The sequence below is a fragment of the Shinella kummerowiae genome (assembly GCF_009827055.1).
Lineage (GTDB): Bacteria > Pseudomonadota > Alphaproteobacteria > Rhizobiales > Rhizobiaceae > Shinella > Shinella kummerowiae.
Window position 1 is genome coordinate 179,325 of the sequence record NZ_WUMK01000005.1, and the last position, 25,525, is coordinate 204,849.

Below are 25,525 nucleotides of genomic sequence, written 5' to 3' on the forward strand. Positions count from 1 at the left end.
TCGCATTATAGCGATAACACAACGCAATGCGATCTCATAATTTTTCGAAATTAGTGCTTTTCATTTGTACAAAATGCATTACGCTGAAATCACAGACGGACATCGAGGCATGGCATATGGCAGAGATCACCCCCTTTCCCCTTATCGAGATCAGTGGTGCGCCGCGGGAGCGTGGCCGGATGTATGGCGAGAAAGCGCGGGAGCGTATCAGCCTCTCCGCACGCCTCTATACCGACCAGCTTCACCGCCTCGGCTTTGACGACGCCAATATCGAGCGGCTCGTTGCCCTCTTCCTGCCGCGTATCCGTGACTGGGCGCCGGATCTGGTGACGGAAATGGAAGGCATCGCCGAGGGGGCGGGCGTCAACCTGTCGGCGATCGTGCTGGTCAATGCGCGCACCGAGGTTTTGCAGCTTGCCCGGCTCGAGGCGGGCGTTGCCGACGATGAACCGGACGGCTGCACCGGCGCCGTGCTCCTGCCGGAGGTGACGCGCGACGGCACCGTCATCCACGGCCAGAACTGGGACTGGCGTGCGGAGTGTGCCGACACATCGGTCGTCCTGCGCATCCTGCGCGACGACGGTCCGGATATCCTGACCTTCACGGAAGCGGGCGGACTTGCGCGCAGCGGCTTCAATTCCGCCGGCATCACCATCACCGCCAACTACCTCGAAAGCGACCGCGACTACCGGGAGATGGGTATTCCGCTGCCGTTCATCCGCCGCCGGGCATTGGAGGCAAGGCATTTCGCCATGGCCCTGCGCGTCGTCGCCATCACGCCGAAATCCGGCTCGAACAACATGATGCTGAGCACCGCCGAAGGCTACGCGGTCGACCTCGAATGCGCGCCGGACGAAGCCTTCCCGATCCATCCTCAAGACGGAATGATCGTGCATGCCAACCATTGGCAGAGCGCCGTCGCGCTTTCGAAACTGAAGGAAACCGGCCTCGCCAACGTTCCGGACAGCCTCTACCGCGATCACCGCGTGCTGAAGGCCTTGCAGGACAGTGGTGGCAAGCTCGGCGCCGACGACCTGAAGCGCGCGTTCTTCGACGATTTCGGCGCGCCCTTCTGCGTCTGCCGCGCGCCGCTTGTCAAGGACGGCGGCAACCTCTCGGCGACGGTCGCGATGATCGTCTGTGAACCGGCGAAGGGTGTCATGGAAATCGCCCCGCTGCCGGCGATCAACCGCAATTTCACACGCTACGACCTGGCCATGGACGCGGACGCATTTGCGCGGGCGGCCGGTGCATCCGACGGGACGGTTGGGGGAGGGAAGAGATGGTCCGCTTCGTCCTGACCCGCATCGCCACGGCGATACCGACGCTGTTTCTCGTCTCCATCGCCGTTTTCGCACTCATGCGGATGATTCCTGGCGATCCGGCGGCGCTGATGCTGGGCGATCTCGCCCAGCCCGGCCAGTTGGAGGCCCTGCGACACGAGATGGGCCTCGACCGGCCGATCGCGCTGCAATATCTCTACTGGCTCGGCGACGTGCTGTCCGGCGATTTCGGCCAATCGATCTCGACGCGCCAGCCCGTCCTGCCACTGATGCTGGAGCGGTTCTCGGTTTCGGCGACCATCGTCGTCGTCGCCGTCTTCTTCGCGACGCTGATCGCCGTGCCGGCCGGCATGTTCGCCGCCTGGAGGCAGAACCGCGCCGGTGACATCGCGGTCATTGCGACCTCCACGCTGCTTCTTTCCATTCCCAGCTTCTGGCTCGGGTTGATGCTGCTCCTCATTTTCGGCCTGCAACTCGGCTGGCTTCCGGTGGTCGGTTACGTACCGTTCAGCCGTGATTTCGGCAGCGCGCTGCTGTTCATCATTCTGCCGGTGGTGACGCTGGTTCTGGTCGAATCCGGCTCAATCACCCGCATGGCGCGGGCGAGCACCATCGAGGTGGCGCGGCTGGAATACATCACCCATGCGCGGGCCAAGGGGCTGCCGGAATCGACCGTCATGTGGCGTCACGCCTTCAAGAACGCCTTTGCACCCACCATGACGCTGATCGGCCTCGTTCTCGGCAGCCTGCTTGCCAACATCGCCGTCATCGAGATGGTCTTCACCATTCCCGGCCTCGGCCGCCTGCTGGTGGATGGCATCTATGCCCGCGACTATCCCATCGTGCAGGGCTGCATGCTGTTCACCGCCTTCCTCTATGTGCTGGTCAACCTGCTGGTCGATCTGCTCTATCCGCTTCTCGATCCAAGGGTGACGGCATGATTGCGCGCGCACTCGGTATTCCTGCCATGCGGTTCAACGGCCTGATCGGTATTACCGTTGTCGGTCTCCTGTTGTTGGTCGCGATCTTTGGGCCGTGGCTTGCTCCCTATGATCCGCTGAAGCTCGACCTGCTTGCCCGGCTGAAAGGCCCTTCCGCCGCGCACCTGCTCGGTGCGGACGAGTTCGGTCGCGATATGCTGAGCCGGTTGATGTACGGCGCGCGGACCAGCGCCTGGATCGCCTTCGCCACCGTTCTCTTCGCCATCGTCTTCGGCACATTCTTCGGCATTCTCGCCGGCTTCCTGCGCGGCTGGACGGATCGCCTGCTGATGATGGTCAACGACGCGCTGCTCGCCTTTCCCGGCCTGTTGCTGGCGCTCGGTTTCATGGCCGTGTTCGGCGCCAGCCGCAACGGCATCATCATCGCGCTGGGCATTGCCTACATGCCGGTCGCGGTGCGCGTCGTGCGCGGCACGGTGCTGTCGATCCGCGAACGGGAATATGTCGAGGCGTCGCGGGTGATGGGCAACAGCGGCATCGTCACCATGCTGCGCCATGTGCTGCCCAATTGTCTGGCGCCGATCATGGTGCTGGCAACGACGATGTTCGGCTGGGTCGTGCTGTCGGAAAGCGCATTGTCTTTCCTTGGCCTCGGCGTGCCGCCGCCGGCGCCGAGTTGGGGCAACATGCTCTCCACCGGTCGCCCCTACATCAACCAGGCGCCGCACATCATCATTCTGCCCGGCCTCTGCATCTCGATCACGCTGCTTGGCGTGAACCTTCTCGGCGATGCGGTGCGCGACTGGCTCGACCCGAAGATGCAGGATTGAACCGATGGCTGGCACGAAGGAAACTGCGACCGTTCTCTCCGTCGAAAAGCTCTCCGTCCGGATGGGAGCGACCGGCCCGACCGTCGTCGACGGCCTGAATTTCACGCTGCCGGCCGGCGAAATGCTGGCACTGGTCGGCGAATCCGGCTCCGGCAAGACCATGGCGGCGCGCTCCATACTCGGCCTGCTGCCGCCGCCCTTTGCGGTGACGGCGGACAGCCGCATCCACTTTCACGGAACCGAGCTCACCACATTGCCGCCAGCCGGGCTGCGCGGCATTCGCGGGGCGAAGATCGGCATGGTGTTCCAGGAACCGATGGTCTCGCTCAACCCCGCCATGACCATCGGCCGGCAGATGGCCGAGGGGCTGGCACTGCACCATAAGCTCGGGAAGCATGAAATCCGCGACCGCAGCCTCGCCATGCTGGAGCGCATCCGCATCCAGGACCCGGCGCGCTGCCTCGCTGCCTACCCGCATGAATTTTCCGGCGGCATGCGCCAGCGCATCATGCTGGCCTCCGTCATGCTGCTGAAACCGGCGCTCCTGATCGCCGACGAGCCGACGACGGCGCTCGACACGCTGATCCAGCGGGATGTGCTCGACCTGATGGTGGAACTGACGCAGGAGAACGAAACGGCTGTTCTGCTGATCAGCCACGACCTTGGCATGGTCTCCCACTACGTGCGCAGCGTCGTCGTTATGCACAAGGGCAAAGCGGTGGAACAGGGCGAGGCGGCCGAGGTGCTGCATGCGCCCAAACACGACTATACACGGCGGCTCGTCGATGCCCTGCCGCGCCGCAGCGCCGGCGGTGGCCGTTCGGTGAGCGCGTCCGCCGAGCCGCTGATCACACTCAAGGACATCGTCATCGATTATCCGGGCCGGCCGAAGCTCTTCGGCAAGACGGCAGGCAAGCGTGCCGTGCATGGCGTCGACCTGACGATCAACCGGGGCGAGACGCTCGCGCTGGTCGGGGCCTCCGGTTCCGGCAAGACGACGCTTGGCCGGGCAATCGTCGGGCTCGTCACGCCATCCGAAGGCGCGATGGACTTTCGCGGCGCACCACTCGCCTATGGGCGGGATGCGGCAAGCCGCACCCTGCGCCAGCAGATTCAGATCGTCTTCCAGGATCCCTATTCCTCCCTTGATCCGCGTCAGCGCATCGCGGACCTCGTCGAGGAACCTTTGAAGCTCGATCCGGGAATGGACGGCGCGCAACGGCGGGCGCGGGTGAAAGAGGTTTTCGCCGAAGTCGGGCTTGCGCCGGAGCTTGCCGAACGTTTCCCCCATCAACTGTCCGGCGGCCAGCGCCAGCGCGTGGCGATCGCCCGGGCCATCGTCGGCCGCCCGGCCTTCGTGGTGGCCGATGAGCCGGTTTCGGCGCTCGACATGACGGTGCAGAAGCAGATCCTGAAACTCTTTCGCGACCTGCAGGCACGCTACGGCTTCGCCTGTCTGTTCGTCTCGCACGATCTCGGCGCGGTGGAGCAGGTGGCCGACCGTGTGGCGGTGATGGAAAACGGTCGCATCGTCGAGATTGGCACGCGCGACGATGTCTTCGACCGGCCGCAGCATGTTTACACCCGCCGCCTTCTCGATGCGGCGATGCTGCTCGACCGCACCTTTACGGGCGCGTCATCCCGCGTCCTTCAGCATCCCGTCCTGCCGAGCGCGGCAGCTTTGTGAATGATCGGAGAGGAGATTATCCATGCGTAATGTCAGCGGTCACGGCCAGAAACTGACCTACTATGATTTCGGCCATACGACCGTCTATGCCTCGCGGCTCGACCAGCGCTTTCCCTACTGCGCCTATGTTCCCGACGATTACGAGGAGGATGGCGACAAGACCTATCCGCTGGCCGTGATCGTGCACGGCACGGAGCGCGGCATGCAGGCCTATCGCGACGCCTTTGCCGATTTCGCGGAGGCCAATGGCGTCATCATCCTGTGCCCGCTGTTTCCGACGAACATCTGCTTTCCCGGTGATCTTTCGTCCTACAAAATGCTGCGGGCCGGTGATCTGCATTACGATGCGATCATGCTCGATATGATCGCCGAGATGCAGGAGAAATACCGCATCGAAGGCGACCGGGTGATGATGTACGGCTTTTCCGGCGGCGGGCATTTCACCCATCGGTTCCTCTACCTCCATCCCGAACGCCTGCTTGCCGCCTCGATCGGCGCGCCGGGCGTCGTGACGCTGCTCGATTTCGACCACGACTTCTGGGTCGGCGTGCGCGATTTCGAAAAGGTCTTCGGTAAGCCGGTCGATCTCGAGGCGATCCGCAAGGTTGCCGTGCAGATGGTGATCGGCGGAGATGATCTCGAAACCTGGGAAATCACCATCACCCCGGACGACGCCTGGTACATGCCGGGCGCCGACCGCGCCGGCGCCAACCGCAACGACCGCATGCGCTCGCTGAAGCACAGCTTCGAGCAGCACGGTGTGCAGGTGCGCCACGACATCGTACCGGGCATCACCCACGACGACCATGAGCTTATCGGCAAGGTGAAGGACTTTTTTGCAGAAACGCTGGGCGCAATCCGCGAGCGCTCCTGACGATAACAAAGCGGGGAACAATCGGAGACCACCATGAACCGCACATTCTTGATTTCGACGGCGCTGGCAGCAGGTCTGCTGTTTGGCGCGGCTGCGCAGGCGGCAACGCTGAACATTCGCATCAATGCCGATATTCGCGGCACGGAGGGCATCGACCGCGATGCCAACACCGATACCGTGCTGCACCACATCTTCGAAACGCTGGTGGGCTTTCGCGCCGACCTGAGCATCGGCCCGGCGCTTGCCGAAGCCTGGACCGTCTCGGAAGACGGCAAGACCTACACCTTCACGATCCGCGAAGGCGCCACCTTCCACAATGGCGATCCCGTGACCTCGGCGGACGTCAAATGGAACTGGGACCGCCGCGTCGCCACCGGCGTCGAATGGTTCTGCAATGCCTTCTTCGACGGCTCGCAGGGCCTGAAGGTGGAGACCGTGGAAACGCCCGATCCGCGTACCGTGGTCTTCCGCATCAACGAGCCGAGTGCGCTCTTCCTCGCCCAGCTTGCCAACATCCAGTGCAACGGCTGGGTCGCGAGCCCCAAGAATGCCGGCCCGGACGGCAAATGGATCGCCGATACCGCCATCGGCAGCGGCTCCTTCAAGCTGAAGGAATGGGTGAAGGGGCAGTACATCACGCTGGAGAAGTTTGACGGCTACGCGCCTTCGAAAGAGAAGGCGAGCGGTTATGCCGGCGACCGCACGGCGCTCGTGGACGAAGCCAAGTTCATGATCATTCCGGATACGTCCGCCGCCGAAACCGCGCTCTTTGCCGGTGAGATCGACGTACTGCCCAACTTCGAATCCCAGCGTATGGAGGACGCCAAGTCGCGCGGCCTCAAGGTGCTGACGACGGCCGGGCTGTCTCTGACCCCGATGCTGATCCAGACGACCGATCCCCTGATGTCGAACGTCAAGCTGCGCCAGGCGATCGCCCACGCGATCGATTTCGAGCAGATCGCGGCGGCGCGCACGGCCGGTCTCTCGGCGTTCAACCCCTCCGGCGTGCCGCAGGCGAGCGCCTATTTCGACGAGGACTTCCTGACGTGGCCGGAATACAATCCGGAGGCGGCCAAGACGCTGCTGGCAGAGGCCGGCTACAAGGGCGAGGTGATCAAGATCCAGACCAACACCCGCTACCAGGGCATGTATGAGAACAGCATCCTGGTGCAGGCGATGCTGGCGGCCGCCGGCATCAATGCGGAACTCGAAGTGCTGGACTGGGCGGCCCAGCTCGACAACTATCTGGCCGGGAAATTCCAGATGCAGTCCTTCGGCTATTCCGCCCGCCTCGATCCCTCGCAGTTCTATGGCGTCATCATGGGCGACAAGACGGTCGAGCCGACAGCGCAATGGGACAATCCAGAAGCCTGGCAGCTCTATATCAAGTCGACCAAGACCACGGATTTCGAGGCTCGCAAGGCGGTCTTCAAGGAAATCCACGCCCTGATGGCCAAGGACCTGCCGATCTTTGGGCTCTACTACGAACCGGTGGTCGCGGCTGTCGGCGCCAAGATCGAAGGCTTCGATGTCTGGGCTGCCGACAAGGAACGGGCCTGGGGAGTGAAGAAGAACTGAGTCCTGTCGTAGCGATTGGGAGGGGGACGGCTCCAGCGAGCTGTCCCCTCATCTTCTAGGAGGATAGCGACGCTTTGCAGAAAGCGGCACACAGATGCAACAACCGCATTCTGCAAAGAGGGCCCTATGACCGCCTATCCCATCGAGCTGATCCGCGCCTCCTTCCCCGCGTTGGAGAATTCCGGCACTGCCTTTCTCGACAATCCGGCCGGAACGCTGGTTTCCAGGGTGGTTATCGAGGCCGTGGCCGAGGCGATGGCGACGGCCTCGTCCAATCTCGGCGGGCGGTTTGCCGCCTCGCAGCGGGCGGATGCGGTCTGGCGCGCGGCGCATGAGGCGGCGGCGGAATTCGTCAATGCGACCTCCTGGCAGGAGATCGTCATCGGCCCGAACATGACGACGCTGGCCTTCCAGATGGCGCGGGTCATCGGCCAGACCTTCGCGCCCGGCGACGAGATCATCGTCACGCGCATGGACCATGAAGGCAATGTCTCGCCCTGGCTCTCGATGGCCGAAGCCTACGGCCTCGTGGTGAAGTGGTTGCCCTTCAACAAGGAAACGTGGCGCATCGAGCCGGAGGATCTCGCTGCTCTCCTGACGCCGCGGACAAAATTCCTCGCCCTCAACTATGCCTCGAACATGACCGGCAGCATCAACGACGTTGCCGCGCTGACGGCGCTGGCGCGGGCAGCGGGTGCGCTCGTCTGGATCGACGCGGTGCAACTCGCGCCGCACCGCCTGCCGGACGTGCAGGCGATCGGCTGCGATTTCCTCGTCTGCTCCTCCTATAAATTCTTCGGCCCACATCTCGGCGTGCTGTGGGGGCGTGCGGCACTGTTGCGCGACCTGCCGCCGCATCGTGTGCGCTGCCAGAGCGACGACATCCCGGACCGCTTCTGCACCGGTACCCCGCAGACTGAACTTCTCGCCGGCCTCACCGCGACGATCGACTATCTCGCCTGGGCGGGCGAGACGACGGGGAGTTCAGGCACGCGGCGTGAGCGCATGGCAGGGGCCTACCAGGCTTTCGATGCCTATGAGGCGGGCCTGACGCGGCGCCTCGTCGGTGGGCTCACGGCACTGCCGGGCGTCCGGTTGGCCGGTATCGCCAATCCCAACCTCTTCGCCCATCGCGTGCCGACGATCTCGTTTACGCATGACCGCATCTCGACCCATCGTTTCGCCGATGCGCTTGCGGCCGAGGACATCAATATCTGGTCCGGCCACAATTATGCGCTGGAGCCGGCCCGCCATCTTGGTCTCTCCGAGGAGGAAGGGGTGGTCCGTATCGGTATCGCGCACTACAACACCGCAGATGAGATCGAGCGCGCGCTTGCAGCGATCGGCAAGCTTGTCGCGTAAGGTTGGCTGCCGTAAGGGGGCGTGCAGCGCCACGCGTCATTCAGCATGCACGAAGGTCTCTGGAATGCTTTAAAGTTATGCAGTAACGAGCCGTTTCCCTTGGGAAATTCACAGATGGACTCATGACCGAAACTGCCGCAGCCAGTTGGATCGCGCCCTTTGCGCACGCGCTCGACCGCTACGACCAGCCTGACAGCGTTGCGGCGCTGCTGGCGGCCATCGGCTCGGTTACGCGCTTCCATCTGGCCCTGTCGGTGGTTCATCGCAAGAATGGCGGCCCGAGCTACGTCTTCGACACGTTTTCCGGCCCGCGGGCGAAGCGCGCGGTGCAACTCTTCATCGCCGGCACCTATCTGCTCAACCCGTTCTATAACGCCTATCTCTCCGGCTTGCCGGCGGGCATCTATCTGATGCGCGATCTGGCGCCCGACGACTATCTCGGGTCCGATCTCTATCGCGGCCTCGACATCCGCCGCCATGAGGACGAGGAACTGGGCTACCGCACGCATGGCTGGCCGGAGGGCATGGAGGAACTGCTCATCGCTATGGACCTGCCGGGCGGTGAAATGGCGGAGATCAGCCTGTCGCGCATCCGCAGTGAAGGTGGTTTCGACGCGGCGTCCGTTGCCCGGCTGCGCGAGGCACACCCGATGATTGCCGCGGTCTTCCGGCGGCTCTGGTGCCACCTTTCGCGGAGCGACACGCCGCCGCAAGCACGTCCGATCGACCATCTCTTCAGTGATTTCGGCCGCGGCCTGCTCAGCCCGCGTGAGCGGGAGGTCGCCCTGCTGATCCTGAAAGGCCATTCCAGCGAGTCGATCAGCTATCACCTCGGCATTTCCATCGCGACGGTGAAGACGCATCGCCAGAAGCTCTATGCCAAGCTCAACCTCTCCACGCAGCAGGAACTGTTTTCCACGTTCCTGCGCAGCCTCAATCTTTGAGGCGAGGGGCGAACCGGGTTCGCCCCTTCCGTCGTTCATCCCTTGAGGTTTTCGCGGATCGCGGCCGAGATGGCGGCGAGGCCCTTGCGCAGTTCGTCCTCCGTCGGCCAGGCATAGCCGATGCGGAAATGCCGATCGCTCTGCTCGAACCAGCTGCCGCGGCCGACATAGGCCTGGTGGCGGCTATAGAGACTTTCGTGAAAGCCGGCGAGGTCGACATTCGCCGACGGCACGATGCGCGGGAAACAGACGCAACCGCCCGACGGTTCGATCCATTCGACGAGCGGCTCGGAGGCGATCCAGTCCTTGACGATGGCGAAGGCGCTGGCGATGCGGGCATTGTTGAAGGCGAGCCATTCGTCACGCTGGCTGAGCGCGACATAGGCGATGTATTCGTCCACCATGCTGCCGGAAATGCCGATCTGTTCGCGGGCGGCGAGGAATGTTTCCATCAGCCCTGCATCACGCGTGATCAGCCAGCCGATACGGATGCCGGGAATGCCATAGGTCTTGGAGAGCGAGGAGACGCTGATCACCCGGTCAGACAGGCTGGCGGCGACCGACAGCATCGGGCCGGAAGTCATTTCGCGGTAGGTCTCGTCGAAGAGCAGGCGCGTGCCCTTCCGCTCGATGAGGGCCACCAGCGCCTTCAGCTCGTCCTCGGAGATCATCACGCCTGTCGGATTGTGCGGATAGGTCACCGAGACATATTTCGTCTCGGGGCGGATCGCCGCCTCGATTGCCGTAAGATCGAGCCGGTAGCCGGTCTCGAAGGTGAGATCGACGATGCTCATGTCGGCGCCGATGGTGCGCGGCGTTTCCAGATTCGTGGCATAGTTCGGCCGGACCACGACGATGTGGTCGCCTGCGTCGAGCATCGAGGTCGCTATGATGAACAGCGCGCCCGCCGCACCCGCGGTGACGAGCACGTCGTCGGCCGCGAGGCCATCGCCGGCGCCGGCGATCAGGCCGCGGAGATCCGGCGCGCCGCGATGGTCGCCGTAGCACAACAGGATGTCGTCCAGCTTGAGGTTGAGCTCGCCCAGACGCCGGTCGGCGACCGAGCTTTCCGACAGGTTGTAGCGGATCGTGTCGTAGCCAAGCTGTTCCGGTGATTCCAGCTCGATGGGCATGCGGGCGTATTTCATGGGGCTCTCCTCTGGCCTGTATGGCACAGGGCTAGATCAACCTGATGTCACATTCCATCCACCCCGAGGGTGATGCCGGCCATCATCCCTTGGGTGGATTTTCTCCCCCTCCTTGCCAGCGCATCGTTGCCCTTCGCCGGTGTGAGGACCGTCGCAAGGACTGACCTAACAAAAAGGGGAATGCCATGAAATTCATGATCGGTCTGCTGTCTGCCGCAATCGTCGGGCTTGCCGGGGCCATGCCCGCCCAAGCCGAAACGCTGCGCGTCGGCATGGAATGCACCTACGCACCCTTCAACTACCGCACGCCCGAGGGCGAGATGGCGGGCTACGACGTCGACGTCGCCAAGGGCATCGCCGAGCGCATCGGTGTGGAACTCGACTATGTCTGCCAGGAATGGGACGGCATGATTCCGGCGCTGCTTGCCAGCAAGTTCGACCTGATCGTCGCCTCCATGTCGATTACCGAGGAGCGCAAACAGAAGATCGATTTCTCGGTTCCCTATCGCGTCTCGCTCGGCCGCATCCTCGGTTCCAAGGACGCCGCGCTGAAACTGTTCGACGCGGACGGCAAGCCGATCCCGGATGCCTTCAATGGCCTGCGCTTCGGCGTGGAACGCGCCTCGACCTATGCGAAATGGGTGGAAGCCAAGCTGCCGGGTGCAGAAATTGCGCTCTACGACGGTGCACAGCCTATGCTGCTCGACCTGCAGAACGGCCGCATAGACATCGCCATCACCAATCCGATGAAGGCCTATCTCGACTTCCTCAGCAAGGAGAATGGTTCAGGCTTCGAGTTCGTCTCGCCGCCGATCGACGAGGTCGAATATTTCGGTCCAGGCGTCGGTGTCGGCCTGCGCAAGGGCAATGAGGCGCTGCTTGCCAAGATCGACACGGCGCTCGAGGCGATGATCAAGGACGGCTCGCTTGAAAAGTTCAGCCTGAAATACTTCCCCTTCTCCATCCAGCCGCAAAACTGGAAGGGCGTTGGCCAGTAACCATCACCTCCGGGCGTCGCTTAAGCCGCGGCGCCCGATCTGCATGAAGAGTATGGAGGTATGGCATGTCGATGCTCGACGGCTGGTGGGATGATTTCTTTTTCGGCCTGGTGACGGTGTTACAGGTCTTTTCGGTGTCGCTGGTGATCGCGGTCGTCTGCGGTCTCCTCGGCGCTTCGGCAAAACTCTCCAAAAGCCGCGTCCTTCGCGGCATCGCCCAAGCTTACACCATCGTGTTTCGCGGTGCGCCGGAGCTTCTGGTCCTGCTGCTCTTCTATTTCGGCATGGCGATTGCGCTCACCCAGGTGGTCCAGCTCTTCGATCCCTCGGTGAAGTTCATCGATCTTCCGCCGTTCTGGGCAGGATCCATCGCCATCGGCCTGATCGTCGGCGCCTATATGACGGAGACCTTTCGCGGCGCCTTTCTCGGCGTCGACCGCGGCCAGATCGAGGCGGCGCGGGCACTCAGCCTGAAACGGCATCAGATCTTCCGCTATGTGCGGTTTCCGCAGATGTGGCGGCTCGCTCTGCCGAATTTCGGCAACCACATGCTTTCCATCATGAAGGATACGGCGCTCGTTTCCATCATCGGCCTCGAGGAAATCCTCTTCGTCGCCAAGATGGCGAACTCCCTCATACACCGTCCCTTCCTGCTCTACATGACCGTGGCGCTGATCTATCTCGCGATAACGACGGTGATCACCCTCGCCGTGGGTTGGCTGGAGGTGCGCGCAAACCGCCATCTGAGAGGTGCCCGATGAGCTTCGACCTGTCGCTGATCGCCTCCAGCCTGCCGAAGATCCTGCAGGGATTGGGGTTGACGCTCAATCTTCTCGCGGTCTCCACCCTGTTCGGGCTGATCCTGGCCGTAGGCATCCTTCTGATGCGATTGTCTCGCCGCGCCTGGCTGGTCTGGCCGGCCAGGGCCTATATCTATTTCTTCCGCGGCACGCCGTTGCTCGTGCAGCTCTTCGTCATCTATCACGGCCTGCCGCAGTTCGGTTTCATCCGGCAGAGCGTCTTCTGGCCGATCCTGCGCGATCCCTATTGGTGCTCGGTGATCGCGCTCTCTCTCAACACGGCAGCCTATGTCTCGGAAATCCTGCGCGGCGGCGTGCTCGGCGTCGACAAGGGCTTCATCGAGGCGGGTAAGGCACTCGGCCTTAGCAAGTTCCAGAGGACGACGCGCATCACCGCGCCGCTCGCCGTGCGGCTGGCGCTTCCCGCCTACAGCAACGAAATCGTCTCGATGCTGAAGTCGACCGCGCTCGCCTCCACCGTCACGCTGATGGAAATGACGGGCGTTGCCCGCACCATCGTCGCCGACACCTTCGCCCCCTACGAGATATTCATCGCCGCGACGATCATCTATCTCGTGCTGGTCTGGATCATCCAGACGGCCTTCACGCTGATCGAAACCTATACAAACCGCCATGTGAGGAAGATCTGATGGCCGATATCATTGTCCTCGAAAAGATGAACAAGTTCTACGGAACCTATCACGCGCTGAAGGACGTCAATCTCACGATTGCCAAGGGCGAGAAGGTCGTGGTCTGCGGCCCCTCGGGTTCGGGCAAATCGACCATGATCCGCTGCATCAACCGGCTCGAGGAGCACGACAGCGGCCGTATCATCGTCGCCGGCGAGGAACTGACCGACGACGAGAAGAAGATCGACCGCGTGCGCCGCGAGGTCGGCATGGTGTTCCAGAGCTTCAATCTCTTCCCGCACATGACCGTGCTGGAGAACCTGACGCTGGCGCCGCGGCTGGTGCGGAAGACCGCGACGGCGGAGGCCGAAGCCATCGCCATGAAATATCTCACCCGCGTGCGCATCCCCGATCAGGCACACAAATATCCCTCGCAACTGTCCGGCGGCCAGCAACAGCGTGTCGCCATCGCCCGCGCGCTCTGCATGAACCCGGAAGTGATGCTGTTCGACGAGCCGACCTCCGCGCTCGACCCGGAAATGATCTCCGAAGTGCTCGACGTCATGACCGACCTTGCCCAGGAGGGCATGACGATGGTTTGTGTGACGCATGAAATGGGTTTTGCCCGCTCGGTCGCCGACCGCATCGTCTTCATGGACCACGGCGAAATCGTCGAGGTCGCCAAGCCGTACGACTTCTTCGCATCCCCCAAATCCGAGCGGGCCCGCACCTTCCTCGGCCAGATCCTTGCCCATTGAGAGCTGACATGACCGACCCTACCGAAACCTTCCTCGCCTTCTCCGAAAAACTTGCCGACAGCTCGCGCGCCCTGCTTCTGTCCGCCGCTGCTGAAGCGCCACGGGTCGATCTGAAACAGGATGCGAGTTTTGTCACAGCCACCGACCGCGCCGTCGAGGCGCGGCTGCGCGAACAGATCCGCGCCGCTTTTCCCGATCACGGCATCATGGGCGAGGAGCACGGCAGCGAGCGGCTCGACGCCGAATTCGTCTGGGTGCTCGACCCGATTGACGGAACGGCCGCTTGGGTGGCCGGCATTCCGGTCTATGGCACGTTGATTTCGCTGGCGCACGGCGGCAAGCCGTTGCTGGGCGTGATCGATCTTCCCGCGACCGCCGAGCGCCTGACCGGTATTTCCGGCCGTGGCGCGTGGCACAACGGAAAACCGATCCGCTGCCGCAAAGGCACCGCACTTTCCGATGCCTACATGACCTCCTCGAACCCCCGCTTCGTCCCCGAAGCGGACCGCGCGCCCTTTGCGCGCCTCGATGCGGCGGTGCAGTTCACCCAGTATGGCGGCAGTTGCTACAGCTATGCCTGCCTTGCCCGCGGCCGCACCGACCTCGCCGTCGATGCCGGTTTCGATGCCTACGACCTTTTCGCCCCCACGGCGATCATCGAAGGCGCCGGCGGCATCGTGACCGACTGGGAGGGCCAGCCGCTCGATCTCGGCTGGCAAGGCCGGGTGATTGCGGCTGGCGACAGAGCCCTGCATGCCGCAGCCCTCGAGCGTCTTGGCCCTCGAATATCCGGGTGAGGACGAGGGCCAAGGCAGGGTAGTGCCGTTATTCGACGATCGTGATTTTCGAGCCGTTGAGGAATTTTGCGGGCTCATATCCGCGCGCGATTGCCATCGGCACCATGAGGAGCTGGATGGGCAGAATCTCGAGAACGGGCAGGAGGCCGGTGGCGACGGCGGGAAGAGCGATGGCCATCTCTTCAACGCCCGAAACAGCGCTCGCCGGCGCGATCGTCAGGCAGCGTCCGCCGAAACTGGCGATATCCGCCACGGTCTTGGCGTTCAGTTCCTGCGTCGAGGCCTGGTCTCCTGTGAACATCACACTGCAAAATCCGTCGCGAACCAGTTCCAGCGGGCCGTGGCGGAACTGCCCGCCAGACAGCGCCTGCGTCGGCGCTTTGGCGGCTTCGGCGGTGACCAGCGCCGCCATCATCGCACTGCCGTAGCTGCCACCGCGGCCAATGAAGGTGAGGGGTTTGTCGTGGCCGAGGAAGGTCAGCATCTCGCCGGTTTGCGCCGGCAGGTCGGCAAGAAGGCTGGCGACCGCATCTGCGAGCGTTGCGATCTCGGCCCCAAGCGCTTCGCCGTTGCCGACAAGCAGTTGCTCGAAAATGTAGAGTGCAACGAGGCCGGCGGTGTAGGTCTTGGTGGAGACGGTCTGCTCCGGACCGACTTCCGTAGCGAGAGAGAGCGACGACCAGCGCGACAGGCTGTTGTCGGCTGTGTTGGTGATGGCGACCTTGATGCTGACGCCACCATCCAGCTCCGTCATGCGGCGCAGCTCGACGCTTTCGCCGGACTGGGAAATTGCCACGACAAGGGTACCCTTGCGCAGGACGCCCGGCGCTTGCTGAATGAGTTCGGAACTGTCCCACAGCGAGACGGGAACCGGCAGCGACTGGCTGAGCCGCAGCCATGTGCCGTAGGCGCTGAACAGGGAACCGCCCATGCCCGTGAGGATGACGTGGTTTACCTCACCCTTGTCGATGGCCGTGCGGATGGCCTGCACGTCGGCAATGAGCCACGGCGTTATGAGGCTGGCGAGCTTGCGAATGCCTGCGGGCTGTTCTGCGATTTCATCGAGGTAGGATTGGGACACGAAAACTCCATCACGGTTTGTTGGCAAGAAAGATCTGTGCGGCGGCGCCGATGATGCCGGCCTCGTTGCCGAGGGAAGCGAGCGAGAAGCGCACCGGCGCGAGATACATGTCGAGGCCGCAAGCACGCGCCTCCTTTTCCAGCGGCTCCAGCAGCATGTCGCCGGCGGCACTCAACCCACCCCCGAGAAGGATGACGTCCGGGGCGAAAATCTGCGCCCAGGTCGCGGCGCCGCGGCCGAGCCACCGTCCGACATCCGTCAGCATCGCTCTCGCAGCGGGGTCGCCCTCAAATGCGGTGACGATAACGTCCGAGGCATCGGCCTCCCGTCCGAGGTCGCGCGCCCGCGCGGCCAGCGCGCTGGCAGGGACTTCCGCGCAGTAGCGCCGGGCGATGCCGTTCAACGCATCGCCGGACGCCAGCGATTCCAGACAGCCAATGCAGCCCTGCCGGCAGGGTTGGCCTTCCGTGCCGTGAATGATGAGCTGTCCGGCATTGCCGAGGCCACCACCCGACGTGATGAAGGGTTTTCCGTCGATGGTGAGCGAAACGCCGATGCCGGTTCCTGCTGCGATCAACAGAAGGCGTTGGGCGTCCCTGTCCCTGCCGAACATCGCTTCCGCAAGCCCGGCCGCGGTCCCATCGTTTTCCATCTGGGCGGGGAGCGAGAACAATTCGCCGAGGCGCTCGGCCAGTGGAAAGTCGTCGAGCGCGGGGATGTTGCCGAGGTTGCCGGACAGGTTGTCCGGGTGGATGCGTCCCGGAAAACCGATGCCGATGCCCAGCGGTCTCTCCTGCGGATGGGCGGCCGTGATGTCGCGGATAGCCTCCGCATAGCGACCGACGATGGCGTCGGCGCCATCGCTGCTATCGACGACGATGCGACGCCGCGCGACGATGTCACCGCCAGCCGAGACCAGGCCGATCTTGGTGCTGCCGCCGCCGATATCGACGCCGATTGCGAAATCCTGCTGCGGCACGGCGTCTGCTCCTAGAGGCGATAACGGTTGACGTTGAGCATGAAGCCGTCGCCCTTGTAGACGGACTTCACATATTCGATGGCCTGATCGGTGTCGGTGACGGTCACGCGCCAGACGATAAGGATGGGTGCGCCGGGCTCGATCCGAAGATGGCCGGCTTCTTCCGCCGTCGCAGCCGCCGGTTCAAACAGCGCGTCCGTCCAGGTGGGAACGATGCCCCAGGTCGCCGTCATTTCCGTATAGAGCGAAGCGCCCTCGAACATGGCGCGGTTCGCCGACGGATAGAGCGCCATCGGCAGATAGGCGTCCTCCAGCGCGACCGGGTCGCCATCGATCGTGCGTACCCGGCGCAGAACGATGAAATCCGGCTTGCTCTCGCCCTCGGTCTGGAGGTGCTTGCGGAAGGCGGGCGGGAGCGGCTGTTTTTCGTCATAGGAGACGATGGTCGATCCCGGTTTGCCGCCGAGCTTTTGCACTTCCCTGGTAAAGCTGTGGAAACCCGAGACGCCGCGCATGCGCGAGGCGGTGCTGAAATAGCCGCGGCCATGTTCGCTGTAGATCACGCCGCGCGTTTCCAGTTGCTTGAGCGCCTGGCGGATGGTGACGCGCGAGACACCGAATTCCCGCGACAACTCCCCCTCGGACGGCAGGGCGAAATGCGCGCCGTTGCGCGACTTCACCTCCGTATCGAGGATCTCCGCCACCTGCGCATACATGGGCACGGCGCCGCTTTTGCGGATCGGTTTTTTCTTCAGCCAGGTTTCGGTCATCGATGTCCTCCTTTTCGACGGCACTCAGGTCCCTAGTCTCTAACATGTCGAGACAAGCGGGCAAGAATACCGCCTGTGGAGCGTACCTTTCCGGTTCAGCCTCGCGTCATGGCCGCAGCGATCTTTTCGGCGGCCATGATGATCGGGGCGTTGATATTGGCGGACGGAACGCGCGGCAGGATCGAACCATCGACGATGCGCAATTTCTCCAACCCGTGGACGCGTCCTGCCGAGTCGGTGACGGCGAGGTCATCCGAACCCATGCGGCAGGTGCTGGTGGGGTGATGTTCGGTGTTGGCGACGGTGCGAAGCCATGCCTCAATTTCGGCGTCGGACGCCGTGCGCTCCGGCGTATCGACCGCTGCACCCTTGTAGCGCAACCAGGCGGACTGGTTCGCCATGTCCAGCGTCTTGCGGACGCCGTCCACCATTTCGAGAGTGTCGCGCCGGTCGGTCAGATAATTGAAGCGGATGGACGGCTTTGCTGCGGGGTCGGCCGATTTAAGCGCGATCCGGCCGCGGCTATAGGGCCGCATCTGGCTGACGAAGTACTGAAAACCCTCCGAGATGGTCACCTTGCCGGACTGGAAGTCCGCCAGGAACGGCAGGAATTCGTGCTGCATGTTGAAATAGTCGATGGCGTCGCTGCTTTTGAAGAAGGCGCCGACCTCGAAAAAGTTGGTGGCGCCGAGGCCGCGCTTGAACAGCAGCCATTCGATGCCGAGCTTCAGCCGGCCGACCATATTCAGTTGCCGGCGGATGGAGACGCCGCCGGGCGAGGTGAAGCGCAAGGGGGCGACGACATGGTCCTGCAAGTCGGCGCCGACGCCCGGCAGGTGCGCGGTGCTGGCAATGCCGTGCTCGTTCAGTGCTGTACGGTCACCGATACCGGAGAGCATCAGGAGATGCGGCGAACCGACCGTTCCGGCCGACAGGATGGTTTCGCGCGCTGCACGGATCATCTTGCGTTCGCCACGTTGGGAAAGGGTGACCCCGCCGGCCGTGCGGCCATCGACAAGAATTTTTTCCACGAGGCATCCGGTCATCACCGTCAGGTTCGGGCGGCGACGTGCCGGTGCGAGATAGGCGAGGCTGGTGCTGCAGCGCACGCCGTCGCGGATGGTCGCCTGGGTAATATGGACGCCATCCTGTTCACCGCTGTTGTAGTCGCCGGCATCGCGAAGGCCGAACTCCTGGCCGGCCGAAAGGAAGGCGCGGTAGAGCGGATGATCGGCCTTGCTGCGCACCACGCTGATCGGGCCTGAACCGCCACGCATCGGATCACGGCCGCCCTCAAAGCTCTCCAACTTCTGGAAATAGGGCAGGCAATCGTCGAAATCCCAGCCTTCGACACCGAGACTGCGCCAGCTGTCGTAGTCCTGCCGTGCGCCACGCACATAGACCATGCCGTTGATGGAGGAACTGCCGCCAAGCCCGCGGCCGCGCGCTTGTCCTATGCTGCGGCCGTGCAGTTCCGGCTCGGGCTCGCTCTCGAATTTCCAGTTGTAGCGATCGCTTTCGATGGGGAATGTCAGCGCCGCCGGCATCTGGATGAAGATGCTGCGGTCGCTCGGGCCGGCTTCGAGCAGGCAGACGGAGACGGCCGGATCTTCCGATAGGCGATTGGCCAGCACGCAGCCCGCCGAGCCGGCGCCGACGATGACATAGTCGAATTCCTGGGTGCTCTTGATCATCTCGTTCCCTTCATGCCCGCGGTCTGCCGGATAGTCTGCCGCGTCCTTCGGTCCGGCGAAACATCCAGGCCGGCTTTCTTGTCGGTCGTCGTTTTGGCCCGGGCACTAGACAGCGCTACCGGCCTGTGTTAGCTGGTGTTTAACATGTAGTAACAAGTTGTCAAGCGAACAACTTGCTGCATGCCGCTAAAACCAACCGGGAGCAGAACAATGAAACGAAGGGGATTTCTCACGCTGACAGCCGCATGGTCGGCTTTAGCCCTCTCCACAAGCGCCTTTGCGATGGACTGGAAACAGCAGTCCGGCCAGGAAATCACGGTTCTCCTGAGCGAGCACCCGTGGACGGCCGAGCTGCGCAAACATGTCGGCGCGTTCGAAGCCGAGACCGGCATCAAGGTCAAAATCGACGCCTTCGCGGAAGATCTCTATTCCGACCGCATGAACCTCGCGGTCCGCTCGGCGGAATCCGTCGCGGACGTCTACATGGTCCAGATGGACTCCGCGCTCTATACGCAGTGGGAAGCTGGCGCCGTCGAGCCGCTGACGCCCTATCTCGACGACGCAGCCAAGACGGATGCGGCCTATGACCTCGCCGACTATCCGGAAGGTTTTCGCGCGGGTGCGTCGTTCCCTGTCGGTCAGCCTGATCCGCAGCTCTACGCGATCCCGATCTCCTTCGAGGCCTATACGCTGTTCTACAACAAGGAGTTGGTCGAAAAATATCTCGGCGGCAAAGTGCCGGCGACGATGGATGAGCTGATTGCAGCCGCGGGCGACATCAGCGCCAAGGGCGAGGGCAAGATTTTTGGCGCCTCGATGCGTGGCAAGCGCTCCGCCGAACTGGTCGATACCATGACCGGCATCGTGCTCGACGCCTGGGGCAGCGAGCCGGCAAGCCTTCCCTACAACATCTGGTTCGACGGTGACTGGTCGAAGCCGCGTTTCAACGATCCGCGCATTGCCAAGGGGCTTTCCTATTATGCCGGCCTGTTGAAAGCCGGGCCGCCGAGCGCATTGTCCTATGGCTGGGAAGATGCGAGCCGCTTCTTCTCGCAGGGCAATGCCGCCTTCTTCGTCGACGCTTCGGTCTTCGGTCCAGGCTTCGAGGATGCGAAGACCTCGGCGATTGCCGGCAAGGTCGGCTACGCGCCGCTGCCGGCGTCCACCGGGGACATCGGCTATAGCGGCCATTGGTCCTGGGGCATTTCGATCGCCAAGAATTCGGCGAAGAAGGATGCCGCCTGGCTGTTCGTGCAGTGGGCGACCAACAAGAAGATGACGGCAGCGCTGGGCGTGGCGACAGGCGGCGCACCGCGCGATTCCTCCTGGGCCGACGCTGATTACGTCAAGGCCCTCGATGCCGGTTATGTCGCGGCGGTGAAGACCCAGATGCAGCACACGCGGCCGACCTCGGTCTTCCGCCAGGGCTGGAGCGATGTGGTGCTCCTGGTCGTCGATGCGATCCACCAGATCTATCAGGGCACCGCGCCCGAAGACGCCGTGGCGGAGCTTCAGACGAACGTTCAGGACACGCTCGAATAGGCCGATTTCGCGGGGCCGGCATGCCCGGCCCCGTTTTTCCCAAAGCAGGACCCTACCGACCATGCACCGAGACAAACATATCCGTTGGCTGATCGCGCCGGCCTTGCTGCTGCTGGCCGCAGGAACGCTCTATCCGGTGATCTATGCCGGCTATCTCTCGCTCCTCCAGTGGAACTGGGGTTCCGAGGCCAAATTCGTCGGGTTCCGCAATTTCGTGCGCATCCTCTCGGGCACCGGTTTCCCGAAGGCTTTGTTCAATACCTTCTATTTCGCCGTCTTTGCCGTGGTTATCGAGACCCTGCTCGGTCTCGGCCTGGCGCTTGCCATCAACCGCATCCGCATCGGTGCCGGCCTGATCCGCACGCTGATGATCCTGCCGCTGATGGTCTCAGGCATCGCCGTCTCGCTGATCTGGAAGGTCATGCTCGATCCGACGCTCGGCATCGTCAACTATCTCTTGTCGCTTGTCGGCATTGTCGGCCCCGCCTGGCTCGGCACGGTGCCGACCGCCATGCCGTCGATCATCATGATCGATACCTGGTGGCAGACGGCCTTTACCTTCATCATCCTGTCGTCCGCGCTGAAAAGCCTGCCGACCGAGCCGTTCGAGGCCGCAAGGCTGGAGGGAGCGACGCCGTTCCAGACCTTTCGCCACGTCACCCTGCCGATGCTGAAGCCGGTGCTGATCACCGTCATCATCTTCCGCACCATCGATACGCTGAAGGTTTTCGACATCATCTTCGGCACAACCGGCGGTGGGCCGCTCAGAGCTACGGAAAGCGTGCAGACGCTCGCCTACCAGACGGCCTTCAAATCCTACAAGTTCGGCGAGTCCGCGGCGATTGCGGTGGTTTTCTCGCTGATCATCCTCACCCTGTGCATCATCTACCTGATGATCGATACCGACGACGGAGAAAAGGCATGAGCGCCTCCGCTTCCTTCCGCCGCAAGCTCTGGCCCTATGCGGTTGCTGTCGTGGCCGTTGCCGTGTCGGTCTTTCCGATCTTCTGGATCCTGACCATCGCGCTCAAGACGCGGGTCGATGCCTTCGCCATGCCGCCGGTCTGGTTCTTCTCGCCGGTCTGGGAGAATTTCGGCAAGGCCTGGTCGGCGACCGGTTTCTCCGGAGCCTTCTTCAACAGCCTGATCGTCTGTGCGCTCGGCAACATCCTCGCGCTCGCCGCCGGCATTCCCGCCGCCTATTATCTCAACAAGCGGCATGTGCCCGGGCGGCGGACGATCCTGATCTGGCTGCTCATCTCCTACATGCTGCCGGAATTCCTGTTCATCGTGCCGATGTACGTGTTGTTCCAGAGCATCGGCCTCTACGACACGGTGATCGGACTGGCGCTGATCTACCAGGTCTTCACGCTGCCCTTCACGATCTGGCTGCTGCGCGCCTTCTTCGCCGATATCCCGGAAGCGCTCGCCGAGGCGGCGCGGCTCGAAGGGGCGGGGACGTGGCGCATTGTCTGGACGATCTATGTGCCGATCGCCGCCCCCGGCATCGCCGCCACCGTCATCCTCAACAGCATCAAGATGTGGAACGAACTCACCATCGCGCTCGCGCTGACCTTCGACAAGGCGCAGACCGTGACGCTCGCCGTCGCCGGTTTCCGCGGCTATGCCTCCATCGACTGGGGCGCGATGTCGGCGGCGTCCATCATCATCATCCTGCCCATGGCGCTGTTCGCCATCCTGGCACAGCGGCGCATCGTCCAGGGGCTCAGCCTCGGCGCGGTGAAGTAAGCTGCATCCAGTAATCAGATCAAGGATCGCAAAACATGTCTGCCGTCTCCCTTCAAGGCATCGATATTTCCTATGGCTCCGTCGATGTCGTTCGCAATCTCGATCTCGATATCAAGTCGGGCGAGTTCGTCGTGTTCGTCGGACCGTCTGGCTGCGGCAAGTCGACGACGTTGCGGCTGATCGCGGGCCTCGAGGAAGGTCGCTCCGGCCGGGTTTCCATTGGCGACAAGGTCGTCAACGATGTCGACCCCGCCAAGCGCGATGTGGCCATGGTGTTCCAGAATTATGCGCTGTTCCCGCACATGTCGGTCGCCGACAATATTTCCTTCGGGATGCGGCTGCGTGGTGAGCCGAAGGAGAAGATCCGCGCGAATGTCGCGGATGTTGCGCGCATGGTGGGACTGAGCGACCATCTGCACAAGCGGCCGGGCGCGCTTTCCGGCGGCCAGCGCCAGCGCGTGGCGCTCGCCCGCGCGATCGTTCGCAAGCCGGCCGTCTTCCTGTTTGACGAGCCTCTGTCAAACCTTGATGCAGAGTTCCGTGCCGCCATGCGCTCCGAACTGAGCCGGCTGCATCGCGAGCTGGGCTCGACGATGATCTATGTCACCCACGATCAGGTGGAAGCGATGACGATGGGTGACCGCATCGCCGTGCTCGCGCCTCTCGCACAGACCGGGCATTCCAACCTCATGCAGTTCGGCACGCCGGAAGAGGTCTATCACCGTCCCGCCAATCTGTTCGTCGCGAAGTTCATCGGCTCGCCGCCGATGAACCTGTTCGACGGCCGCGCCGACGAGGGTGGTATCCGGTTCGGTGAGATCCGCCTGCCGATGGAAGGCCAGGTGCCGGCCGCGATTACTGTTGGCGTCAGGCCGGAACATGTTCTTCTCAACACAGGGGAAGGGCCCTTCATGACGGGAACGGTCGAGGGCACGGAAAATCTCGGCCATGAAAAGCTGTGGTTCTTCGCCACGGAGATCGGCCGCATCGTCGCCCGAACGCCCGATACCGGCAACTTCAGGCTGGGTGAGGCCGTAAACCTGCGTTTCCCAGCGGAGCGACTGCATCTGTTCGATGCGGCCACGGGCGGGCGTCGCGAAGCCCGCACCTAGCCCTTCACGCCGGTATCAAGCGCTCCATGAGCGCCTTCAGGTCGCTGGCGACGGCAAAGCTGTTGTCCTGATGCTGACGGTTGCAGAACAGTTCGCAGCTCCACCATCCGGCATATCCGGTCGACTTCACGGCACCCACCCAGCTTTGAAGGTCGAGAACGCCCCGTCCGGTGGGGACGTCGCGCAGCACCGGTTCGTTCGGAATGCCGCCGGTATAGAGCAGGGAGTCGCACAGATGCACGCCATAGATCAGCTCCTTGTCCAGGCGTGCGATGCGCTCCGGTGTGTCTCCGGACGTGTAGGCGTGCCAGAAGTCGACGACGATCCGCACATTGTCGCCTTTGCAGCGGTCGAGGACGCGCAGTTGCGCGTCCATGGTGTTGAGCGGGGTCCAGGACAGGGCCTCAAGGTAGACCAGCAATCCATGCGACGCAGCGATATCCGCGACCGCCTGGAGGTTGGCGGCCGTCAGCTCGCTCTGGGTGTCGGTCGGCAGATCGACAAGGCCCCGATACAGCTCGGGGTAGCGTGCGGCAGCGCCGGCCTCGTAGATCCGGATGTCCAACGGACCGGTGATGGCTTCGATGCCTTTCGCGCCGGCCGCGGACGCGAGAACGCAGAGCTCTTCGGCTTCGCGAAGCATCTGCCGGCGGGCATCACCCTGCCGTTCGAGGTCGATCAGGAAGCCGATGCCGGGGAGGAAAAGGTGACCAAGACGCGTCTTGAGATCCTGCGTCGTGAAGCCGGCATCGAGAAACGCCTTGATCTTGTTGCCGGAGGTTTCGAGGCCGTCGAAGCCGAGGCGTGTTGCAATCTCGATATCGATCGCCAGCGTGTTCGGCCTGGAGGCCATCGAATGGAAGATGAGCTGGTTCTGGGTGCGGGGCATGGCTTTGGGCCTCTCGTGTTCGGTCGTGCGTCACTGGCCGCCAACGGCGACAGGGCGTTTTTTTTGGGCGGCAGAGACCGCTTCTGCGGTGCGCAGGGCAATGACGTTGTCGTCGCCGAGCGACATCCATGTCGCGGGGGTCTGCGGCAGGGCGAGGAAGGCTTCGATCGTCGTGACGTGCGGATCGCGGTCGCGTACGGGAATGAGTTCGTTGCGGCCGTTCAACCGGCGCACCAGCGTGCCGGATCCCTTTCCGCTGAGGGTCCCGTGGGCGATGAGCGTTCCGCGATCGCCGGCGAGCATGACGATGCTCTCGAATTCCGCGGTGGTGAAACTTTCATAACATTGGAAGATCGCGCCACCGGACATACCGATCGCATAGGACGACTGGTCGGCCTCGGTACCCGGCGGTGCGGCCGAAAGGGCGGTCACCGTCGCCGGTTCCTGGCCGGTCACGAACCGCGCCAGGTCGACGCTGTCGACGGCCAATTCGAAAAGTGCATCGCTTCGGTCGGCACGCTCGTCGAGATGCCGGTTCGGCGGGGGCTGGTACGGCGCGCCGCGGGCGATGAGAAGCGACTGCACCGTGCCGATCTCGCCGTCCTGCGCCAAGCGGCGCATGGTCCGATGGGGCGCCATCGTGCGAAAGGGCTGGTTGAGCGCGAGAATGATGCCCGCCGCCTTGCATGCCTCGACGAGGGTGGCGGCCATGCGGCTCGTGCCGGCAATCGGGCCGTCGCAAAGAACGTGTTTGTGTTCCGCCGCAGCCGCGAGAATGTAGTGCTTGCGGCGGTCGCGAACCGCGCTGACATAGGCAAATCCGATGCGTGGGTCCCGCAGGGACCGCCGTGCGTCGACGGCGATGCCGGGGATCTGCATGTCCTGCGAAAAGTCCGTCGCATAGTGCCTGTTCCGGCTGACGACCCACAGGGGGTGATGTCCGGCCGAACGGATCGCCGCAACCATATGCTCGGTCGCGATGGTGCCGGTTCCCATGACCGACCATCCGGGTTCTTGCCTGGAATGCACGGCGCGTCCTCCTCTTGATCATCCGGAGATTGACCCGTCGCCGCGCGCTCT

24 protein-coding genes are annotated in these 25,525 nt (G+C 63.3%); 17 read left to right on the forward strand and 7 right to left on the reverse strand.

Features of this window, described 5'->3' with window-relative positions; genetic code table 11:
* The first annotated feature begins 116 nt into the window (after window positions 1–116).
* The 8 genes from GR138_RS14560 to GR138_RS14595 all read left to right on the forward strand — a co-directional run bounded on the left by GR138_RS14560 (window position 117) and on the right by GR138_RS14595 (window position 9,499).
* Window positions 117–1,301: a C45 family autoproteolytic acyltransferase/hydrolase gene (locus GR138_RS14560; protein ID WP_160859970.1), complete on the forward strand. Its 1,185-nt coding sequence runs from the start codon at window positions 117–119 to the stop codon at window positions 1,299–1,301.
* Complete coding sequence (locus GR138_RS14565) at window positions 1,283–2,224, forward strand: ABC transporter permease (RefSeq protein ID WP_160859971.1); 942 nt, start codon at window positions 1,283–1,285, stop codon at window positions 2,222–2,224. Before GR138_RS14560 ends, GR138_RS14565 begins: the two co-directional genes overlap by 19 nt.
* Window positions 2,221–3,054: an ABC transporter permease gene (locus tag GR138_RS14570; protein WP_160859972.1), complete on the forward strand. Its 834-nt coding sequence runs from the start codon at window positions 2,221–2,223 to the stop codon at window positions 3,052–3,054. The genes GR138_RS14565 and GR138_RS14570 overlap by 4 nt, the downstream gene beginning before the upstream one ends.
* A 4-nt stretch (window positions 3,055–3,058) precedes the next feature.
* Window positions 3,059–4,741, forward strand: a complete 1,683-nt coding sequence (locus tag GR138_RS14575; protein ID WP_160859973.1) for an ABC transporter ATP-binding protein — start codon at window positions 3,059–3,061, stop codon at window positions 4,739–4,741.
* Between the two features lie 22 nt (window positions 4,742–4,763).
* Window positions 4,764–5,615: an alpha/beta hydrolase gene (locus tag GR138_RS14580; protein WP_160859974.1), complete on the forward strand. Its 852-nt coding sequence runs from the start codon at window positions 4,764–4,766 to the stop codon at window positions 5,613–5,615.
* Window positions 5,616–5,648: 33 nt separating this feature from the next.
* Complete coding sequence (locus GR138_RS14585) at window positions 5,649–7,193, forward strand: ABC transporter substrate-binding protein (protein WP_160859975.1); 1,545 nt, start codon at window positions 5,649–5,651, stop codon at window positions 7,191–7,193.
* Between the two features lie 126 nt (window positions 7,194–7,319).
* A complete protein-coding gene (locus tag GR138_RS14590; protein ID WP_160859976.1) occupies window positions 7,320–8,555 on the forward strand; it encodes a cysteine desulfurase-like protein in 1,236 nt (411 codons plus the stop codon).
* A gap of 122 nt (window positions 8,556–8,677) precedes the next feature.
* Entirely contained in the window at window positions 8,678–9,499 is an 822-nt protein-coding gene (locus GR138_RS14595; protein ID WP_160859977.1) for a helix-turn-helix transcriptional regulator, read from the forward strand.
* Window positions 9,500–9,534: 35 nt separating this feature from the next.
* On the opposite strand, the gene GR138_RS14600 is transcribed toward GR138_RS14595, so the two are convergent.
* Window positions 9,535–10,647, reverse strand: coding sequence for an aminotransferase class I/II-fold pyridoxal phosphate-dependent enzyme (locus tag GR138_RS14600; protein WP_160859978.1), 1,113 nt, complete (start codon window positions 10,645–10,647; stop codon window positions 9,535–9,537).
* A gap of 185 nt (window positions 10,648–10,832) precedes the next feature.
* Here GR138_RS14600 and GR138_RS14605 point away from each other — a divergent pair, with 185 nt between their 5' ends.
* The 5 genes from GR138_RS14605 (at window position 10,833) to GR138_RS14625 (ending at window position 14,629) form a co-directional block, all read left to right on the forward strand.
* Entirely contained in the window at window positions 10,833–11,645 is an 813-nt protein-coding gene (locus GR138_RS14605) for a transporter substrate-binding domain-containing protein (RefSeq protein ID WP_160859979.1), read from the forward strand.
* 65 nt (window positions 11,646–11,710) lie between these two features.
* Window positions 11,711–12,406, forward strand: a complete 696-nt coding sequence (locus GR138_RS14610) for an ABC transporter permease (protein WP_160859980.1) — start codon at window positions 11,711–11,713, stop codon at window positions 12,404–12,406.
* Window positions 12,403–13,095, forward strand: coding sequence for an ABC transporter permease (locus tag GR138_RS14615; RefSeq protein WP_160859981.1), 693 nt, complete (start codon window positions 12,403–12,405; stop codon window positions 13,093–13,095). The genes GR138_RS14610 and GR138_RS14615 overlap by 4 nt, the downstream gene beginning before the upstream one ends.
* Window positions 13,095–13,832 carry an amino acid ABC transporter ATP-binding protein gene (locus GR138_RS14620; protein WP_160859982.1) on the forward strand — a complete coding sequence of 246 codons (738 nt, stop codon included), beginning with the start codon at window positions 13,095–13,097 and terminating at the stop codon, window positions 13,830–13,832. The genes GR138_RS14615 and GR138_RS14620 overlap by 1 nt, the downstream gene beginning before the upstream one ends.
* A gap of 8 nt (window positions 13,833–13,840) precedes the next feature.
* Window positions 13,841–14,629, forward strand: a complete 789-nt coding sequence (locus tag GR138_RS14625; RefSeq protein WP_160859983.1) for an inositol monophosphatase family protein — start codon at window positions 13,841–13,843, stop codon at window positions 14,627–14,629.
* Window positions 14,630–14,657: 28 nt separating this feature from the next.
* On the opposite strand, the gene GR138_RS14630 is transcribed toward GR138_RS14625, so the two are convergent.
* The 4 genes from GR138_RS14630 to GR138_RS14645 all read right to left on the reverse strand — a co-directional run bounded on the left by GR138_RS14630 (window position 14,658) and on the right by GR138_RS14645 (window position 19,153).
* Complete coding sequence (locus GR138_RS14630) at window positions 14,658–15,710, reverse strand: SIS domain-containing protein (RefSeq protein WP_160859984.1); 1,053 nt, start codon at window positions 15,708–15,710, stop codon at window positions 14,658–14,660.
* 10 nt (window positions 15,711–15,720) lie between these two features.
* Window positions 15,721–16,689: an ROK family protein gene (locus GR138_RS14635; protein WP_160859985.1), complete on the reverse strand. Its 969-nt coding sequence runs from the start codon at window positions 16,687–16,689 to the stop codon at window positions 15,721–15,723.
* An 11-nt stretch (window positions 16,690–16,700) separates the two neighbouring features.
* Window positions 16,701–17,459 carry a GntR family transcriptional regulator gene (locus GR138_RS14640; protein ID WP_160859986.1) on the reverse strand — a complete coding sequence of 253 codons (759 nt, stop codon included), beginning with the start codon at window positions 17,457–17,459 and terminating at the stop codon, window positions 16,701–16,703.
* A gap of 95 nt (window positions 17,460–17,554) precedes the next feature.
* A complete protein-coding gene (locus tag GR138_RS14645) occupies window positions 17,555–19,153 on the reverse strand; it encodes a GMC family oxidoreductase (protein ID WP_160859987.1) in 1,599 nt (532 codons plus the stop codon).
* A gap of 210 nt (window positions 19,154–19,363) precedes the next feature.
* On the opposite strand from GR138_RS14645, the gene GR138_RS14650 reads away from it, so the two are divergent.
* The 4 genes from GR138_RS14650 to GR138_RS14665 all read left to right on the forward strand — a co-directional run bounded on the left by GR138_RS14650 (window position 19,364) and on the right by GR138_RS14665 (window position 23,556).
* Window positions 19,364–20,695, forward strand: a complete 1,332-nt coding sequence (locus GR138_RS14650; RefSeq protein ID WP_160859988.1) for an ABC transporter substrate-binding protein — start codon at window positions 19,364–19,366, stop codon at window positions 20,693–20,695.
* A gap of 61 nt (window positions 20,696–20,756) precedes the next feature.
* The gene (locus GR138_RS14655; RefSeq protein WP_160859989.1) at window positions 20,757–21,620 is read left to right on the forward strand and encodes a carbohydrate ABC transporter permease; all 864 of its coding nucleotides are present in this window, start codon (window positions 20,757–20,759) and stop codon (window positions 21,618–21,620) included.
* Window positions 21,617–22,444 carry a carbohydrate ABC transporter permease gene (locus tag GR138_RS14660; RefSeq protein WP_160859990.1) on the forward strand — a complete coding sequence of 276 codons (828 nt, stop codon included), beginning with the start codon at window positions 21,617–21,619 and terminating at the stop codon, window positions 22,442–22,444. Before GR138_RS14655 ends, GR138_RS14660 begins: the two co-directional genes overlap by 4 nt.
* Window positions 22,445–22,479: 35 nt before the next feature.
* On the forward strand, window positions 22,480–23,556 hold the full coding sequence (locus tag GR138_RS14665; RefSeq protein WP_160859991.1) for an ABC transporter ATP-binding protein: 1,077 nt from the start codon (window positions 22,480–22,482) through the stop codon (window positions 23,554–23,556).
* 4 nt (window positions 23,557–23,560) lie between these two features.
* Here the strand turns inward: GR138_RS14665 and GR138_RS14670 are convergent, their stop codons facing one another.
* Together GR138_RS14670 and GR138_RS14675 are read right to left on the reverse strand one after the other, a co-directional pair.
* A complete protein-coding gene (locus GR138_RS14670) occupies window positions 23,561–24,445 on the reverse strand; it encodes a sugar phosphate isomerase/epimerase family protein (protein WP_160859992.1) in 885 nt (294 codons plus the stop codon).
* A 30-nt stretch (window positions 24,446–24,475) separates the two neighbouring features.
* A complete protein-coding gene (locus tag GR138_RS14675) occupies window positions 24,476–25,474 on the reverse strand; it encodes a Gfo/Idh/MocA family protein (protein ID WP_338091094.1) in 999 nt (332 codons plus the stop codon).
* Window positions 25,475–25,525 lie beyond the last annotated feature (51 nt).